Origin of the sequence: Micromonospora sediminicola (genome assembly GCF_900089585.1) — a bacterium.
In the GTDB taxonomy this organism is placed as follows: domain Bacteria; phylum Actinomycetota; class Actinomycetes; order Mycobacteriales; family Micromonosporaceae; genus Micromonospora; species Micromonospora sediminicola.
Map to the genome: position 1 here is coordinate 1,646,924 of NZ_FLRH01000004.1, position 13,495 is coordinate 1,660,418.

General features: G+C 73.7%; 15 protein-coding genes. 7 read left to right on the top strand and 8 right to left on the bottom strand.

Annotated features, from left to right (window positions below; translation table 11 throughout):
* Window positions 1-64: 64 nt before the first annotated feature.
* Window positions 65-1,282, bottom strand: a complete 1,218-nt coding sequence (thrS, locus tag GA0070622_RS29235; protein WP_091582230.1) for a threonine--tRNA ligase — start codon at window positions 1,280-1,282, stop codon at window positions 65-67.
* A gap of 502 nt (window positions 1,283-1,784) precedes the next feature.
* Between thrS and GA0070622_RS29240 the strand changes: the two genes are divergently transcribed.
* The 4 genes from GA0070622_RS29240 to GA0070622_RS29255 all read left to right on the top strand — a co-directional run bounded on the left by GA0070622_RS29240 (window position 1,785) and on the right by GA0070622_RS29255 (window position 3,912).
* Window positions 1,785-2,393: a DedA family protein gene (locus tag GA0070622_RS29240; protein WP_091584210.1), complete on the top strand. Its 609-nt coding sequence runs from the start codon at window positions 1,785-1,787 to the stop codon at window positions 2,391-2,393.
* A gap of 119 nt (window positions 2,394-2,512) precedes the next feature.
* On the top strand, window positions 2,513-2,881 hold the full coding sequence (locus tag GA0070622_RS29245; protein ID WP_091582234.1) for a type II toxin-antitoxin system RelE/ParE family toxin: 369 nt from the start codon (window positions 2,513-2,515) through the stop codon (window positions 2,879-2,881).
* On the top strand, window positions 2,878-3,210 hold the full coding sequence (locus tag GA0070622_RS29250) for a helix-turn-helix domain-containing protein (RefSeq protein WP_091582238.1): 333 nt from the start codon (window positions 2,878-2,880) through the stop codon (window positions 3,208-3,210). Before GA0070622_RS29245 ends, GA0070622_RS29250 begins: the two co-directional genes overlap by 4 nt.
* A gap of 93 nt (window positions 3,211-3,303) precedes the next feature.
* Window positions 3,304-3,912, top strand: coding sequence for a DUF998 domain-containing protein (locus GA0070622_RS29255; protein WP_091582242.1), 609 nt, complete (start codon window positions 3,304-3,306; stop codon window positions 3,910-3,912).
* 31 nt (window positions 3,913-3,943) lie between these two features.
* Here the strand turns inward: GA0070622_RS29255 and GA0070622_RS29260 are convergent, their stop codons facing one another.
* Both GA0070622_RS29260 and GA0070622_RS29265 read right to left on the bottom strand, forming a co-directional pair.
* A complete protein-coding gene (locus GA0070622_RS29260) occupies window positions 3,944-4,327 on the bottom strand; it encodes a VOC family protein (RefSeq protein WP_091582247.1) in 384 nt (127 codons plus the stop codon).
* A 42-nt stretch (window positions 4,328-4,369) separates the two neighbouring features.
* Entirely contained in the window at window positions 4,370-5,272 is a 903-nt protein-coding gene (locus GA0070622_RS29265; RefSeq protein WP_091584213.1) for an NAD(P)H-binding protein, read from the bottom strand.
* A gap of 92 nt (window positions 5,273-5,364) precedes the next feature.
* Between GA0070622_RS29265 and GA0070622_RS29270 the strand changes: the two genes are divergently transcribed.
* A complete protein-coding gene (locus GA0070622_RS29270; RefSeq protein WP_091582250.1) occupies window positions 5,365-6,102 on the top strand; it encodes a helix-turn-helix transcriptional regulator in 738 nt (245 codons plus the stop codon).
* A gap of 300 nt (window positions 6,103-6,402) precedes the next feature.
* Here the strand turns inward: GA0070622_RS29270 and GA0070622_RS29275 are convergent, their stop codons facing one another.
* On the bottom strand, window positions 6,403-7,782 hold the full coding sequence (locus GA0070622_RS29275; RefSeq protein ID WP_176710591.1) for a serine hydrolase domain-containing protein: 1,380 nt from the start codon (window positions 7,780-7,782) through the stop codon (window positions 6,403-6,405).
* A gap of 136 nt (window positions 7,783-7,918) precedes the next feature.
* Here GA0070622_RS29275 and GA0070622_RS29280 point away from each other — a divergent pair, with 136 nt between their 5' ends.
* Window positions 7,919-8,590: a TetR/AcrR family transcriptional regulator gene (locus GA0070622_RS29280; RefSeq protein WP_091582257.1), complete on the top strand. Its 672-nt coding sequence runs from the start codon at window positions 7,919-7,921 to the stop codon at window positions 8,588-8,590.
* 18 nt (window positions 8,591-8,608) lie between these two features.
* Here GA0070622_RS29280 and GA0070622_RS29285 read toward each other — a convergent pair whose 3' ends face one another.
* On the bottom strand, window positions 8,609-10,012 hold the full coding sequence (locus tag GA0070622_RS29285; RefSeq protein WP_091582260.1) for an NAD(P)H-quinone dehydrogenase: 1,404 nt from the start codon (window positions 10,010-10,012) through the stop codon (window positions 8,609-8,611).
* A 165-nt stretch (window positions 10,013-10,177) separates the two neighbouring features.
* Here GA0070622_RS29285 and GA0070622_RS29290 point away from each other — a divergent pair, with 165 nt between their 5' ends.
* Entirely contained in the window at window positions 10,178-10,633 is a 456-nt protein-coding gene (locus GA0070622_RS29290; protein WP_046566454.1) for a gamma-glutamylcyclotransferase, read from the top strand.
* A 74-nt stretch (window positions 10,634-10,707) separates the two neighbouring features.
* Here the strand turns inward: GA0070622_RS29290 and GA0070622_RS29295 are convergent, their stop codons facing one another.
* The 3 genes from GA0070622_RS29295 to GA0070622_RS29305 are packed head-to-tail and all read right to left on the bottom strand — an operon-like array spanning window position 10,708 to window position 13,495.
* The gene (locus GA0070622_RS29295; protein WP_091582265.1) at window positions 10,708-11,670 is read right to left on the bottom strand and encodes a GNAT family N-acetyltransferase; all 963 of its coding nucleotides are present in this window, start codon (window positions 11,668-11,670) and stop codon (window positions 10,708-10,710) included.
* A gap of 42 nt (window positions 11,671-11,712) precedes the next feature.
* The gene (locus GA0070622_RS29300) at window positions 11,713-12,453 is read right to left on the bottom strand and encodes an SCO6745 family protein (protein ID WP_091582270.1); all 741 of its coding nucleotides are present in this window, start codon (window positions 12,451-12,453) and stop codon (window positions 11,713-11,715) included.
* Window positions 12,454-12,496: 43 nt separating this feature from the next.
* Entirely contained in the window at window positions 12,497-13,495 is a 999-nt protein-coding gene (locus GA0070622_RS29305) for a hypothetical protein (RefSeq protein ID WP_091582274.1), read from the bottom strand.

The window sequence follows — 13,495 nt, forward strand, 5'->3', positions numbered from 1 at the left end:
ACCTGCGACACCGGCCGCCCGGGTGACGGCACGTCACCCGGGCGACCCCGGCGTCGGGCCGGGCTCAGGCCGGCGGGAGCAGGTCGGGCGACCGGCTCGCGACCACCGCGCCGACCAGCCCCACCGCCGCGGCGGCGGGCATCGGGGCGAGACCGCGCCCGTCGCGCAGGCGCAGCGAGACCGACCCGTCGGCCGCCTCCCGGGCACCGACCACCCCGACGTACGGGACGCGTCGGCGGGCCGCGTCCCGGATCCGCGCGCCCAGCGAGCCCGATTCGTCGACCTCGGCCCGCAGACCGGCGGCCTCCGCCTCGCGGCGGAGCCGGTGGACCGCGTCGGCCTGCGCGTCGTCCACCGGGAGCAGCACCAGCTGCACCGGGGCGTACCAGGCCGGGAACGCGCCCTCGTGCACCTCGATCAGGTAGGCGAACAGCCGCTCCATGCTGCCCACCAGGCTCCGGTGCACCATCACCGGCCGCTTCCGCCGCCCGTCCGAGTCGGTGTACGACAGGTCGAACCGCTCCGGCTTGTCGAAGTCGAGCTGGACGGTGGAGATGGTCGACTCCCGGCCGCCCGCGTCCACGATCTGGATGTCGATCTTCGGGCCGTAGAACGCGGCCTCGCCCGGCGCCTCGGTGACGTCCACCCCGTCGAGCGCGGCGCGGAGCAGCTCCTCGGCCCGCGCCCACCCGGCGTCGTCGCCGACGTACCGCTGGTCCGGCCCGCGCAGCGACAACCGGAACCCGGCCGGACGGACGCCGAGGGCGGCGTGCGCCTCGCGGATCAGCCGCAGGATCTCCCGCACCTCGTCGCCGACCTGCTCCAGCGCGCAGAAGTTGTGTGCGTCGTTGAGCGAGATGGCCCGCACCCGGGACAGCCCGCCGAGCACCCCGGAGCGCTCGGCCCGATACATCCCGCCCAGCTCGGCGACGCGCAGCGGCAGTTCCCGGTAGGACCGGCCCCGGGCGGCGAAGACCAGCGCGTGGTGCGGGCAGAGCGCCGGACGGAGCACGAACTCGTCGTCGGCGCTCAACCGCATCGGCGGGAACATGTCGTCGGCGAAGTAGCCCAGGTGCCCGGAGCGTTCGAACAGCTCCCGTTTGCCCAGCGGCGGCGAGTAGACGTGCCGGTAGCCGGCCCGACGCTCCAACTCCCGTACGTACTCCTCGACGGCGTGCCGGGCGGCGGCGCCGGCCGGCAGCCAGATCGGCAGCCCGGCGCCCGCGAGCGGGTCGGAGACGAACAGCTCCAGCTCCCGGCCGAGCCTGCGGTGGTCGATCATGTCGCTCTCCTTGATCGGGTACGACCCGGAGGCGAGCGGGACCGGGACGCCGCGAGGCCCCGGAGCGGATCGCCCCGGGGCCTCGTCGACGGAAACGTCAGTGCGGCGCGCCGGGAACACCCGGCGTCGTGGTCACCTCAGCACTGCGCATGCCCCGACGGTAGGCGCGCGGACGTCGACGGCGCACGTGAGTTTCGGGGAGTGGGAGCGGGTCGCCGGCACGGGACCTGCCGGCGACCCGCGGCGGCCCGGGCATCGAGAACGGGGGACCCGACGGCTCCGGTGCCGCGTCCCGTCAACGGTACGCCGGTGAGCGTGAATCCGCCGCCCCGCTCGACGCACGTCGCACCGGTTGTCCGTCACCCCGGGAAGGGTCGCCTCGTTGCAGATCGACGGCCCACCGGTGTCGACGGTCACCACGGGGCAGGGCCGGTCGCGGTGACGCGGGACACGGCGTCAGGCTCGGTGCGGTCGAACGGGGAACTCCGGCGAGGTGGCGGTCGTGGCCGAACTCATCTCTGACGTCGCGTCGCCCATGTGGGCGTACGCGCTGCTGCTGACGCTGCTGGTCGCCGACGCCTTCGTCCCGGTGGTGCCGACCCAGGTCGTCATGATCACCAGTGGTGCGCTGACCGTCTACGGCGGGCTCAACCTGCCGCTCACCATCGCGGTCGGCGCGGTCGGCGTCTTCGTCGGTGACCTGGCCTGCTATGTGCTCGGCCGCACCGCACCGGCCCGCCGGGCAGCCCGGCACGCCACGCCGGGGCGGGCCCGCCGCGCCGTCGCCCGGGCCACCCGCCGACTGCGCGAGCCCGGACCGCTGGTGATCCTGCTCTGCCGCTTCGTGCCCGGCGGCCGGATGGCGGCGTGTTTCTCGGCCGGCCGCAGCCGCTACCCGTACCGACTGTTCCTGACCTACGAGGCGGCGGCGGCCACCGGCTGGGCCAGCTACGGCACGCTCGTCGGTCACCTGGGCGGCACGGCACTGACCGAGTCGGCGTGGCGGTTGCTGCTGATCGGCGGGCTGGCGGCGGCCGGGTTCGCGGGGGCGGGCTGGGCCATGACCTGGATCAGCACCCGCCAGACCCGCACCGAGGCCCCCGCCGACTGACCCTCGCGCGGCCACCCAGGATCTCCGCCGGACGCCCCACCGACCGGGCGTCGGATTCTTTCCGCGACTCCGGCGTGTCCGGGGCACCGGCACGTATAAGCTCTGCTTATATTTGGGCTGTGTGGGAGATCCGGCTCCATCCTGCTGTCGAAGACCGGTTCCTCGGCCTGTGCGCGGACGACCCGTGCACCGCTGACCTCGTCAGCGAGGCGCTCGACCTGCTGGCCGAGCACGGTCCCGCGCTGGGCCGGCCGCTGGTCGATCGACTCAGGGGCAGCACCTACCACCACATGAAAGAGCTGAGACCGGGTTCCACCGGCACGTCGGAGGTTCGCATGATCTTCGCGTTCGATCCGCTCCGCGAGGCGGTGCTCCTGGTGGCCGGGGACAAGTCGGGGCAGTGGCAGAGTTGGTACCGCAACGCCGTCCCGTTGGCGGACGAACGGTTCCAGGAGCACCTGATCAGCTTGAAGGAAGATCAGTCATGAGCGATGGGTCGAACTGGCGCGACGTCAAGGCGAAGGCCCGGGGGGTCGACCCCTCCTGGGACGATGCCGACCGGGTGGCCCGGCGTGGACGACTCAGGGAACAGATGCTGGCCGCGGTCAGTGGCGCCCAACTGGCGGAGATCCGGAAGCAGCTGGGCATGACACAGGCTCAACTGGCGGAGGCGGCGGGCCTGTCCCAGGCCCGGATCAGCCAGATCGAGAACGGCGAGAGCGTCAATCTGGAGATCCTCCGCGCCTACGTGACCGGGCTGGGTGGCCACCTCGACGTCGTGGCCAGGATCGGCAACATCCGGCTCGACGTGGCGTGACGCCGGGCGGCTTCCGCTAGGGGACGACCCGGGGATCGAAGTGGGTGGCGGTCCCGGATCCGCCTGGGGTCGTTCCGGCGACAGGCTGGGCCCATGCGTGGAGCCCGGAGAAGCGGCCTGCTGGCCCTCGGCGGGATCGCCCTGGCGGCGGTGCTCGCCGTGATCGGTCACCTCGAGGTGAACGACGACCTGAGTCCCTGGTCGCTGACCGTCAGCGACTTCGCCGTCTCCGACCGGGGCGGCGTCATCGACACCGCGATGGCGGTCCTCGCGGTGGCCAGCGCCGTACTCCTTCCCGCGCTGCGCCGGGCGGGCGCCGGTCGGGCGGCGGTCGTGCTGCTGGTCGCCTGGTCGGCCGGGCTGCTGGCCGCCGCCGTGGTGCCCACGAACGAGCCGGGCCTGCCCATGGACACCGCGGCCTACGTGCACCGGTACGCGTCGGTCCTGTCGTTCCTGGCCCTGCCGGTCGCCGGCTGGCTGCTCGCCCGCCGGCTCGGCGCCGCGCCCGCCGGTTGGCTACGCGCGTGGACGGTGGCGAGCCTGCTGCTGGCCGCCGCGATGATCTGGTCCGCCTACCCCGGTGACCGCGCGTTGATCGGACTGGCCGAGCGACTCCTGATCCTCGCCGAGACCGCCCTCCTGACCACCGTCGCCCTGCACCTGACGCGGGTCGCCGCGCTCACGCCGGCTTGTGGAACATGAGCCGGCGGGCCGGAACGGCGTGGTTGCCCGGCTAGCCCTCGGGGACGTGGCGGGTGAGGACGCAGAACTCGTTGCCCTCGGGGTCGGCGAGCACGGCCCAGCCCTTCGACGGCCCGTCGCGTAGGTCGGTCACGAGAGTGGCGCCCAGCGAGAGGATGCGGTCCACCTCCTCCTCACGGCTGCGGTCGGTGGGGCGGAGGCAGAAGTGCATCCGGTTCTTCACCGTCTTCGGTTCCGGGACGCGGGCGAAGATGATCTCCCTGGAGTCGGGACCGACCAGCCAGCACTCGTCGTCGTCGGGCCCCATCTCCTCCGGGTTGAGCAGCTGGAAGTCGTCGAGCACCGCCGACCACCAGGTCACCTGCGCGTAGGGGTCGATCGCGTCGAAGCAGAAGTTGGAGGTACGAGAGGCCATGGGGTTGATCCTTCACAGGTCGGCACGTGGGTGACAACGGCATTACGGGCGTCGACGGTCACCGGGGCCCTGACCGTCCAGTAGGGGGGCCAGCACGTCACCGACCCACGAGGCCAGGGTGGTGGGCGTGCTCGTGTGCACGGTGCGCGCCTGTTCGGGGGTGAAGTCGTCGCGCATCCCGCTGGACATCCCGATGAGGGCCTCGATCCGGGCCTCGCTCATACCGGCGGCGGAGAGCAGTTCACGCATCGAGTCGTCGGAGATCCGCTCGACCCGGAGCCGATGGCCGGTGACGGCGGTGACGGTCTCGGCGACCTGGGTCCAGGTCAGGTCGGCGGGCCCGTGCACCGCCCGTACGCACCGTCCCGTCCAGGCGTCGGCGAGGAGCCTGGTGGTGGCGACCTCGGCGATGTCGCGCGGTGCGACCCACGGGATCGCGTGGTCCACCGGCAGCAGGACCGGGATCGTCCCGCTGCGGATGGCGTCGACCTGGAGTTCCAGGTTGCTGAAGAACATGCCGCAGCGCAGGTGGGTGACCGACGCGGCGGTGGCGTCGAGCGCCTCCTCGGTCCGGGCCAGCCCGTCGATCTCGCCGACGCCGTGCCGTTTCTCGGCTCCGACGCTGCTCTGGAAGACGACCCGGCCGATGCCGTTCTCCCGCACCGCCCGGATCACGCTGTCGGTCGCCCGCGCGTACTCCGCGAGTGGGTCGTCACCGGCGGGCGGCGGATCGACCCAGAACAGCGCGGTGACGCCGGCGGTGGCCGCGACCACGGCGTCGACGTCGTGCTGGTCGACCGCGACGACCTCCACCTCCGCGCGGATGTCGGGCTTCAGCCGCTCCGGCCGACGGGCCAGCACCCGTGGCCGGACACCGGCGCGGATCAGCATGGCCACCACGTGGCGGCCCACATTGCCCGTCGGAGTCGTCACGGCGATCGTCATCGGCACTCCCTCGGATCGGGTCGGGCGGACGACCACCACGCTAGAAGCAGTGCCGGCCGTCTGGCGTCCGCCACTTCTGACATGGTGACGCCATGGCCGACGACCCCACCGAGCGGACGCTGTTGCTCCTCGCCCTGCTCCATTCGCGCTCCGGCTGGACCGTCGAGGAACTCGCCGGCCGCCTCGGGGTGAGCGGGCGGACCGTGCGACGCGACGCCGACCGGCTGCGCCGGCTCGGCTACGGCGTGGTGGCGCGCCCCGGTCCCGGGAGCAGCTACCGTCTGGTCCCCGGCGTCGCACTGCCGCCGCTGTTGTTCGACCCCGACGAGATCAGTTGCGTGGTGGCGGGGCTCCGCCTGATCGAGGGCGCCATGCCGGGCGACGACGCCCCGGCCCGCGCGCTGGCCAAGCTCGACCGGGTGCTGCCCCGCGCCCTACGTCGCCGGGCCGCAGCGACCATGCTCGCCGTCACCGTTCCGGAGATCGACGACCCCGGCATCAACGCCCGCGCGGTCGGCGTCGTGGCCGACGCGGTGGCCCAGGGCCGGAGCGTCCGGTTCACCTACCGCGACGACCACGACCGGCCGACCACCCGCCTGCTGATCCCCCACCGCCACGTCCACCGTCGCGGTCGCTGGTACCTCATCGGTTACGACGTCGACCGCGACGACTGGCGCGTCTTCCGACTCGACCGGGTGCACGACCTGGAGGTCGTGGCCACCGGTGACGAGGCGCCCGATTTCCCCGACGCCTCCGCCGGTCGCTGGCTCGCCACCGACTTCGGCCGGCGCTCGACCCACGCACCCAGGGGCGCAGGTGAGCGGAGCTGAGCGTGGGCGGTGGTCGGCCGGGGAAGAGAATCGAGGACATGCGCGCTCGACACACCGGATGGAGAGAAGCGATGGAACCTGTGTGGATCATCTTCGTGATCGCGGTCGTCATCGTGGGGGTGATCGCGTGGAAGTCATTCCATGGGCGATGACGAGCACCCTCCAGGGCCACGCGATGGGGCGGCCCTCGATTCTGACCGTCGACGTCGCACCCGAGGGGACCCGGCTCTCCGGTCGCTGCGCCCTGGCGGCAACCGGACAGCTGCACCTCCGACGACCAGCCGGGGTCGGGCGCGGTGTTCAGGCCACGTCGGCGCGGGTTCCGGCCAGGCGGGCGCGTGCCGTCACCGCGAGTCGGCCCAGGGCCGCCAGGACGACCAGCACCAGGCCGCTGTCGAGAAGCGCCGCGATGTCGGGCGCCCAGAGCTGCACCTGGCCGAGCGTCACCCCGAAGGCCGCCGGCAGGGCCAGCAGCCCGCCTCCGACCAGCACGAGGCCGACCAGCCAGCCGGCCAGCCCGACCACCGCACGGCGTCGCGACCACACCGGCCCCGGCGGCCGGGCCAACCGCCGGAGCGAGACGGCGAGGATGGCCACCAGCGCCAGGCATACCGCGCCCAGCGCGGAGAGGATCGTCAGGTACGACGGCTCCCCGCCGTGCGGCTCCGGCTCGGCACCCGCCAGCAGTGACGCCAACCCCCACGCGGTGTCGAGCAACCGGGTCTCCTGGAAGTTGCCGTAGACGTTCTGCAACACCACCACCGCCCGCCCCTGCTCCGGCAGCAGCACGAGCCCGGCCTGGTAGCCGGGCGCAGCCCCTGCGTGCCAGACCATCGGCTGGTCACCCCCGAAGACCGGCCAGGTACGCCAGCCCAGCCCGTAGCTCCGGTCGTCGCCGGTGACAACTTCCGGATGGCGCAGGGCCGCGCGTTGATCGGGAGTCAGCACCCGGCTGCCGTCGAGGTTGGCCTCGACGAACGCGACGGCGTCCCGCAGCGAACCGCCGAGGTAGCCCGAGCTGAGCCCGGCGGGATCGAACGCGGTCCGGAACGCCCGGGGTTGGCCGAGGACGTACCGGTGGCCGGGCGGAAGCCGGTCCGCCGCGTCGTCGGCGTCGACGATCGCGGTGTCCATGCCCGCCGGCACGAGCAGCCGCTCGCGCAGCACCTTCGCGAAATCGCGGCCGGTGACCTCCTCCACGACCGCACCGAGCAGCATGTAGTTCAAGCTCGAGTAGACGTGCTTCGCGCCGACGCCGGCGGCGAGACGAACGTCGGCGAGGTCATCGACGACGTCCCCGGGGCGCCGGTCGGCGTCGTAACGGTCGGTGAGGTCCATCCGCTCGGGAATGCCGCCGGTCTGGCTCAGCAGGTGCCGCAGGGTGATCGTGCGCGCCTCGTCGTCGGCCATGGCGAAGCCCGGCAGGTACGTCGTCACGCGCTCGTCGAGGTCGAGTTCCCCGGCGGCCGCCATCCGCACCACCAGGCTCGCGGTCACCGGCTTGGCCAGGGAGCCCCAGAGGAACGGGGTCGTGGCGGTGACGGCCTCGCCGTCACCGTCCTTGCCGAACGTCTCCTGGCGCTCCACCCCGTCCGGCCCCACCACCGCGTAGGCGAGTCCGGGGACGCCCGCGCGCTTCATCTGTCCGGTGACGAAGGCGTCCAGTTCACCGGGCCCCACCGAGGCACGTGCGGTGGGACGTTCAGGTGCTGCGGCACCGATCGGAAGGACGAGCAGCAACAGTCCGCCGAGGATCGACCCACGTAACCATACGCTCATATGGCAAACCTTAACCATATAGCTGTATGGTTTTCAAATGCCTCGCGTCGTGGACCACGAGGAGCGACGTACGCTCATCGCCCGTACATTCCAGCGCCACGTCCTGGTGCACGGGCTCGCGGCCACCACGTTCGCGCGCGTCGCCGCGTCGGCCGGAATCTCGGTCGGACTCATCCAGCACTACTTCACCAACCGCGACGAACTGCTCCGCTTCGTCTACCTCGACGCGTTACGCCGCCGCGACGACCGGATCGTGGCGCACATCGCCGAGGGCGAGGCCGCCGAACGCCCGATCCGCGACATGCTCGCCGCCGCCGTACGCGAACTGCTCCCCCTCGACGGCACACGGACCGCGGAGTTCCACATCACCCAGAACCTCCTCACCCAGGCCCTCCACGACCCCGAGATCGCCGAGGTCGCGGTGCGCGCCGATCGCGACCTGCACCTGCGCGCGTCCGTCGCGGTGCGCAACGGCAAGAAGTGCGGGGAGGTCGAGCCCGACGTCGACGCCGACACAGCCGCCGCCCGCATCCTCGCCACCGCGCACGGTCTCGCCATCCGGCTTGCCCTGACACGACCGCCCACGGCCACGGCGTCGACCGGACACGTCGACGCCGTGCTCGGCCCGATCCTCGCGGCCGTCTTCACCGGCCGCTGCCACCACCACGACCGGTCACGATCGAATCCGGACGGCTCCGGGGAGTCGTGACGCGGGTCGTGTCCGCGCTCACTCCAGCTCGTGGAGCATGAGCTGCCGGGCGGCCTCGGTGATGGAGCCGGACAGGCTCGGGTAGATCGTGATGGTCTGGGCCAGCTCGTTGACGGTGAGGTTGTTCTCCACCGCCATGGTGATCGGCAGGATCAGCTCGCTGGCCTTGGGCGCCACCACCACGCCGCCGATGACCTGGCCGCTGGCCGGCCGGCAGAACAGCTTGACGAAACCGTCGGCCAGGTCGTCCATCTTCGCCCGGGCGTTGCCGGACAACGGCAGCATCACCTGGCGGGCCGGGGTCTTGCCGGCGTCCACCTCGTCCTGCGAGACACCGACGGTGGCCAGCTCCGGGTCGGTGAACACGTTCGCCGCGACGGTACGCAGCCGCAGCGGCCGGACCGCCTCGCCGAGCGCGTGCCACATGGCGATCCGGCCCTGCATGGCCGCGACGCTCGCCAGCAGCAGCACGCCGGTGCAGTCGCCGGCGGCGTAGATGCCGGGCACGTTGGTGCGCGACACCCGGTCGACGGTGACGTAACCGCCCCGGGACAGTTCGACGCCGTATTCCGCCAGGCCCAGGTCGGCGGTGTTGGGGATCGAGCCGACCGCGATGAGCGCGTGCGAACCGGTGACCTGGCGACCGTCGGAGAGCACGACCTCCACCCCGTCGGCGGTACGGCGGACCGCCTCGGCGCGGGAGTTGTTGAGGATGCTCATGCCCCGGTTGCGGAACACCCGCTCGATCGCCATCGCGGCGTCGGCGTCCTCGTGCGGCATCACCCGGTCGCGGCTGGAGACCAGCGTGACCTGGACGCCCATGGCCAGGTAGGCGCTGGCGAACTCCGCGCCGGTGACGCCGGAACCGACCACGATCAGGTGCTCGGGCAGCTCGGGCAGGTCGTAGACCTGCCGCCAGGTCAGGATGCGCTCGCCGTCCGGCACGGCGGTGGGGAGCTGACGCGGGGTCGAGCCGGTGGCGACCAGCACCGTCGAGGCCTCGATCGAGTAGGGTTCGCCGCCGCCGGCCGGGGTGACGATCACCCGGTGGGTGTGCCCGAGCGCGTCCTCGCCGAGGCGCGCGGTGCCGGCGACGAACTCGACCCCGGCCTTGATCAGCTTGGTGTGGATGTCGGCGGACTGAGCCAGGGCGAGCCGCTTGACCCGCTCGTGCACCGCCCGGGCGTCGACCGTGACCGCCTCCAGGCCGTCGGAGTGCACCCCGAACTCCTCGGTGTCCCGGTAGCCGGTCACCACCTCGGAGCTGGCGATGAAGGTCTTGGAGGGCACGCAGTCGGAGAGCACGCAGGCGCCGCCGGCGCCCGCCGCCTCGACCACGGTGACATCGGCGTCCAACTGGGCGGCGACCAGGGCCGCCTCGTACCCGGCCGGCCCGCCGCCGATGATCACGATCTGGCTCACAGAGCCGTCCCTTCGTTCGCGACTGCGGGGCTCCGCTCCGCTGCACTCCTCGCGCTCACGGCAAACGCCCCTCGTCTGTGCTCACAGTGACTTTCTTCTCCCCGTCGCGTCCGACACGCACCGTCGTATTCTCCCCCACCGGCCGACCGGGCTATCGTCGTCGCCGTGCGTCTCTACGCCGCTTACGGCTCAAACCTGGACCCCGCTCGCATGCGCGCCTACTGCCCGCATTCGCCGATGGTGGGCACCGGCTGGCTGGAGGGGTGGCGGCTCACCTTCGCGGGCGAGGACGTCATCGGCTGGGAGGGCTCGGTCAGCACCGTGGTGGAGTCCCCCGGTGACCGGGTCTTCGTGGCGCTCTACGACATCCACCCGTACGACGCGGCCCAGCTCGACGAGATCGAGGGCGTGACCGCCGAAACCTACCGCCGGCTCACCGTGCGCGTCTCGACGCTGGACGGGGACGTGACCGCGTGGGTCTACGTCTTCGACGGCTACGAGGGCGGGCTGCCGACGTCGTGGTACCTGTCGGAGATCGCGAACGCGGCCGAGAAGGCGGGCGCGCCGGACGACTACGTCACCGAGCTGCGGTCCCGCCCCACCGGCACCGCGTCCGCGTAGCGCGTCTCCCACCCCTCCAGTGTGCGCCGGACGGACACCGGCCCGCTCGGCGACCCCGACGCGGGGGTCCCGGGTCACACCTGCGGGGCGGGCACGTTCCGCTCGTACATGTCGGTCCAGCGCTCCTCCACCAGCCCGACGGAGCGGTAGAGGGTGACCGGGGCGGTGGGGTTGGCCAGGTCCACGCCCAGCCCGGCGCCCTCGCGGCCCTTCGTCGCGTAGATCGCGAAGGCCCGGCGCAGCAGCGCCGCGCCCACCCCGCGCCGCCGGTGGGCGGGCAGCACCGAGAGCGTCCGGACCCAGCCCATGCCCTGGTCGAGCGCCTGGTCGGAGGACTGGAGGGCCCCGGCCGGCTCGCCGTCGACCTCGGCCAGCAGCCACTCGTCCCAGACCTTGCCGCTGGACGGGAGCAGCTCCCGCCACCGCGCGAAGTCGAGCGGCTCGTGGTCGGGGGTGTCCCGGAACGCGGTGTCGTGGATCCGGTGGAACAGCCGCAGGTCGCTCTCGTCGTCGGCGCGCAGCGGCCGGATCGTCACCCCGGCCGGTGGCGCCGCCTCGGCGGGCAGGTCGGCCAGCGAACGGGTCATCCGGACGTACCGCTTGACCCGGGTGAACCCGGCCTCCACCAGCTCACCCGCCCAGCGGGCCTCCGGGGCGAAGACGGCGGTGCGGGCGGTCAGCGCGGACCGGCCCCGCTCGGCGGCCCGTTCGGCGACCCGGGCGAGCAGCCGGGCCAGCAGCGGGGCGCGCAGGTCCCCGCCGTGGTCCGGGTCCACGTAGACCTCGACGAACTCCCGGCCCACCCCGGTCGGGTTGCTCAGGATCGCCCAGCCGACCACCACCCCGTCCGGGTCGGTGACCAGCCAGGAGTCCCGCGCCGGGTCGACGAAGGGCGCGGTCAGCGCGTCCCGTACGTCGTCCGCGTCGAAGTCGGGGTAGCCCACGGCGAACGTGTCGGCGGCGTGCACCACCGCCAGAATCGCGGTCACGTCGTCGAGGGTGGGGCGGCGGGCGGTCCAGCCGGCGGGGAGCGTCACGGGGCAGATCCTGGCAGCCGGGCCGGCCGGGACGCCTCCCATTTATCCGCCCCGGGCGCGCGGCCGGGCGGCGGTGAGCAGGTGGACCAGCTCGGTGCCCTCGACCGGGCCGAGCGCGCGGAACGCCGGGGACACCAGGCGGTCGGTCACCGCCTCGGCCCAGAGCCGCCGCCGCACCAGCGGCCCGACCGGCGGGTAGGGCGGGGCCCAGCCGCAGGCGGCGGCCCCCGCCTCCCCCTCCGGCCCGGCCAGCACCGCCTCCAGCGGCGTCAGCCCGGCCGCCCGCACGGCCAGCAGGTAGGCCCCGGCGAAGTGCTCGCGCAGCAGCAGCAGCCCGACGGCGGCCCGGGCGCCGGGGGACGGGTCGGGCACCGGCATGGCGCGCCAGGCGGCGAAGAGCGGCATGGCGCTGCCGTCGGCGGCCTCGACCGCCCGGCCGAGCAGCCCGGCGAGCCGGGACACCTCGGGACTCCCACCCAGCCGGGCCGCGCCCCAGCGGCAGCACTCGGCGAGGTTGGCGGCGGCGACCTCCAGCGGCGGGACGGTCCGCGCGGCGGCGTCCCAGCCGTCGGCGACCGCCTCGGGGGCGATGAAGCCGAGCGCGGCGGCCACCGTCTCGGCGCGTACGTCGCCGAGCGCGCCGGCCCGGCCGGTGATGTAGAAGGCCCACCCGGAGATGCCGAGCAGCCGGGCCCGGCGCAGCGTCGACGGGCAGCGGGAGAACGCCTCGCCGAGTTCCAGCGCCAGCGGCTTGCACGCGGCGGCCACCTGCTCCGGGGTCATCGGTGACCCCCCGCCGTCCGTCCACCGTGGCCGCTCATCACGCTCAGTCTGCCTCGTGATCACCCTCCATGGCATCCCCCTCTTCGGCGTCGAGCGCCTCCAGGACGCCCTCCACCTCGCCGGCGCGCCGCCGGGCGGCGCTGAGCGCGCGTTCCGCGCCCCGGCGGGCCAGCTTGGCCCGGCTCAGCTCCTGCTCGGCCGCCGCCCGACGGCGCTCCAGCTCGGCCAGCTCGGTCTCGATCCGGTCCAACGTCGCGGCGCCGTCCCGCTCGGCCCGTTCGGCCCCGGACAGCTCCGCCTCGGCCCGGCCCAGCTCCGCGCGCGCCTTCTCCAGCTCGCGGGCGGCCGTCCGCCGCCGCTTGGCCCGTTCGGCCCGCGCCGCCCGTTCCTCGCGCGCCCGGCGCGCCTCGGCCGCCCGGTCCGGTACGCCGGACGTCCCCGCCTTCTCCGGTACGCCGGACTTCCCGGCCCGCTCCGGTACGCCGGACCTGCCCGCGCGCTCGGGTTGGGTGGGCTCCTCGTCGTCGCCGGTGATCAGCCGCAGCTGGGGGCGGGGCACCTCACCGAACCCGGCGTAGTGGCTGGCCCGCAGCAGCCGGCCGGCGCGTACCTGGTCGGCCACCTCGGTGTCGGAGAGCGCGGCGTTGAGCGTCGCCTCCACCTCGCCCAGCGGCAGTTTCCCGGCCGGGGGCGCGGCGGGTTCGGCGGCGGCCAGCCGGCGTACCTCGGCGACCAGCGCGCCCACGACGGCGCGCCGCTGCGCGGAGAGCTCGCGGAGCGTGCCGCCGCGCAGGTCGCGTTGGGCGGCGCGGAGCGCCTCGGCGAGCTGGGTCAGGTCGGCGACCAGCTCGGGCCGGCGGATCGCGAGCAGGTTGACCAGCCAGGCCGCGACCGTGGGCCGGCGGAGCCGCCCGATCTCCCGGGCGGTACGCGGGTCGCCGGCCTGGCGCGCCTCCGCCACCGCGGCGTCCCGGGCCGCGACGAACCGGTCCGGGGGCGTGGCGTAGAGCCGCCGGACCACGTCGGCAGGGGGGCCGGGCAC

Bases quoted from the DNA above. Each gene is read 5' to 3' on its own strand.
- GA0070622_RS29265 (WP_091584213.1), bottom strand. From the start codon at position 5,272: ATGACGATCGCCGTGACGACTCCGACGGGCAATGTGGGCCGCCACGTG.
- GA0070622_RS29255 (WP_091582242.1), top strand. From the start codon at position 3,304: ATGCGTGGAGCCCGGAGAAGCGGCCTGCTGGCCCTCGGCGGGATCGCC.
- thrS (WP_091582230.1), bottom strand. From the start codon at position 1,282: ATGATCGACCACCGCAGGCTCGGCCGGGAGCTGGAGCTGTTCGTCTCC.
- GA0070622_RS29280 (WP_091582257.1), top strand. From the start codon at position 7,919: ATGCCTCGCGTCGTGGACCACGAGGAGCGACGTACGCTCATCGCCCGT.
- GA0070622_RS29300 (WP_091582270.1), bottom strand. From the start codon at position 12,453: ATGACCCCGGAGCAGGTGGCCGCCGCGTGCAAGCCGCTGGCGCTGGAA.
- GA0070622_RS29270 (WP_091582250.1), top strand. From the start codon at position 5,365: ATGGCCGACGACCCCACCGAGCGGACGCTGTTGCTCCTCGCCCTGCTC.
- GA0070622_RS29260 (WP_091582247.1), bottom strand. From the start codon at position 4,327: ATGGCCTCTCGTACCTCCAACTTCTGCTTCGACGCGATCGACCCCTAC.
- GA0070622_RS29250 (WP_091582238.1), top strand. From the start codon at position 2,878: ATGAGCGATGGGTCGAACTGGCGCGACGTCAAGGCGAAGGCCCGGGGG.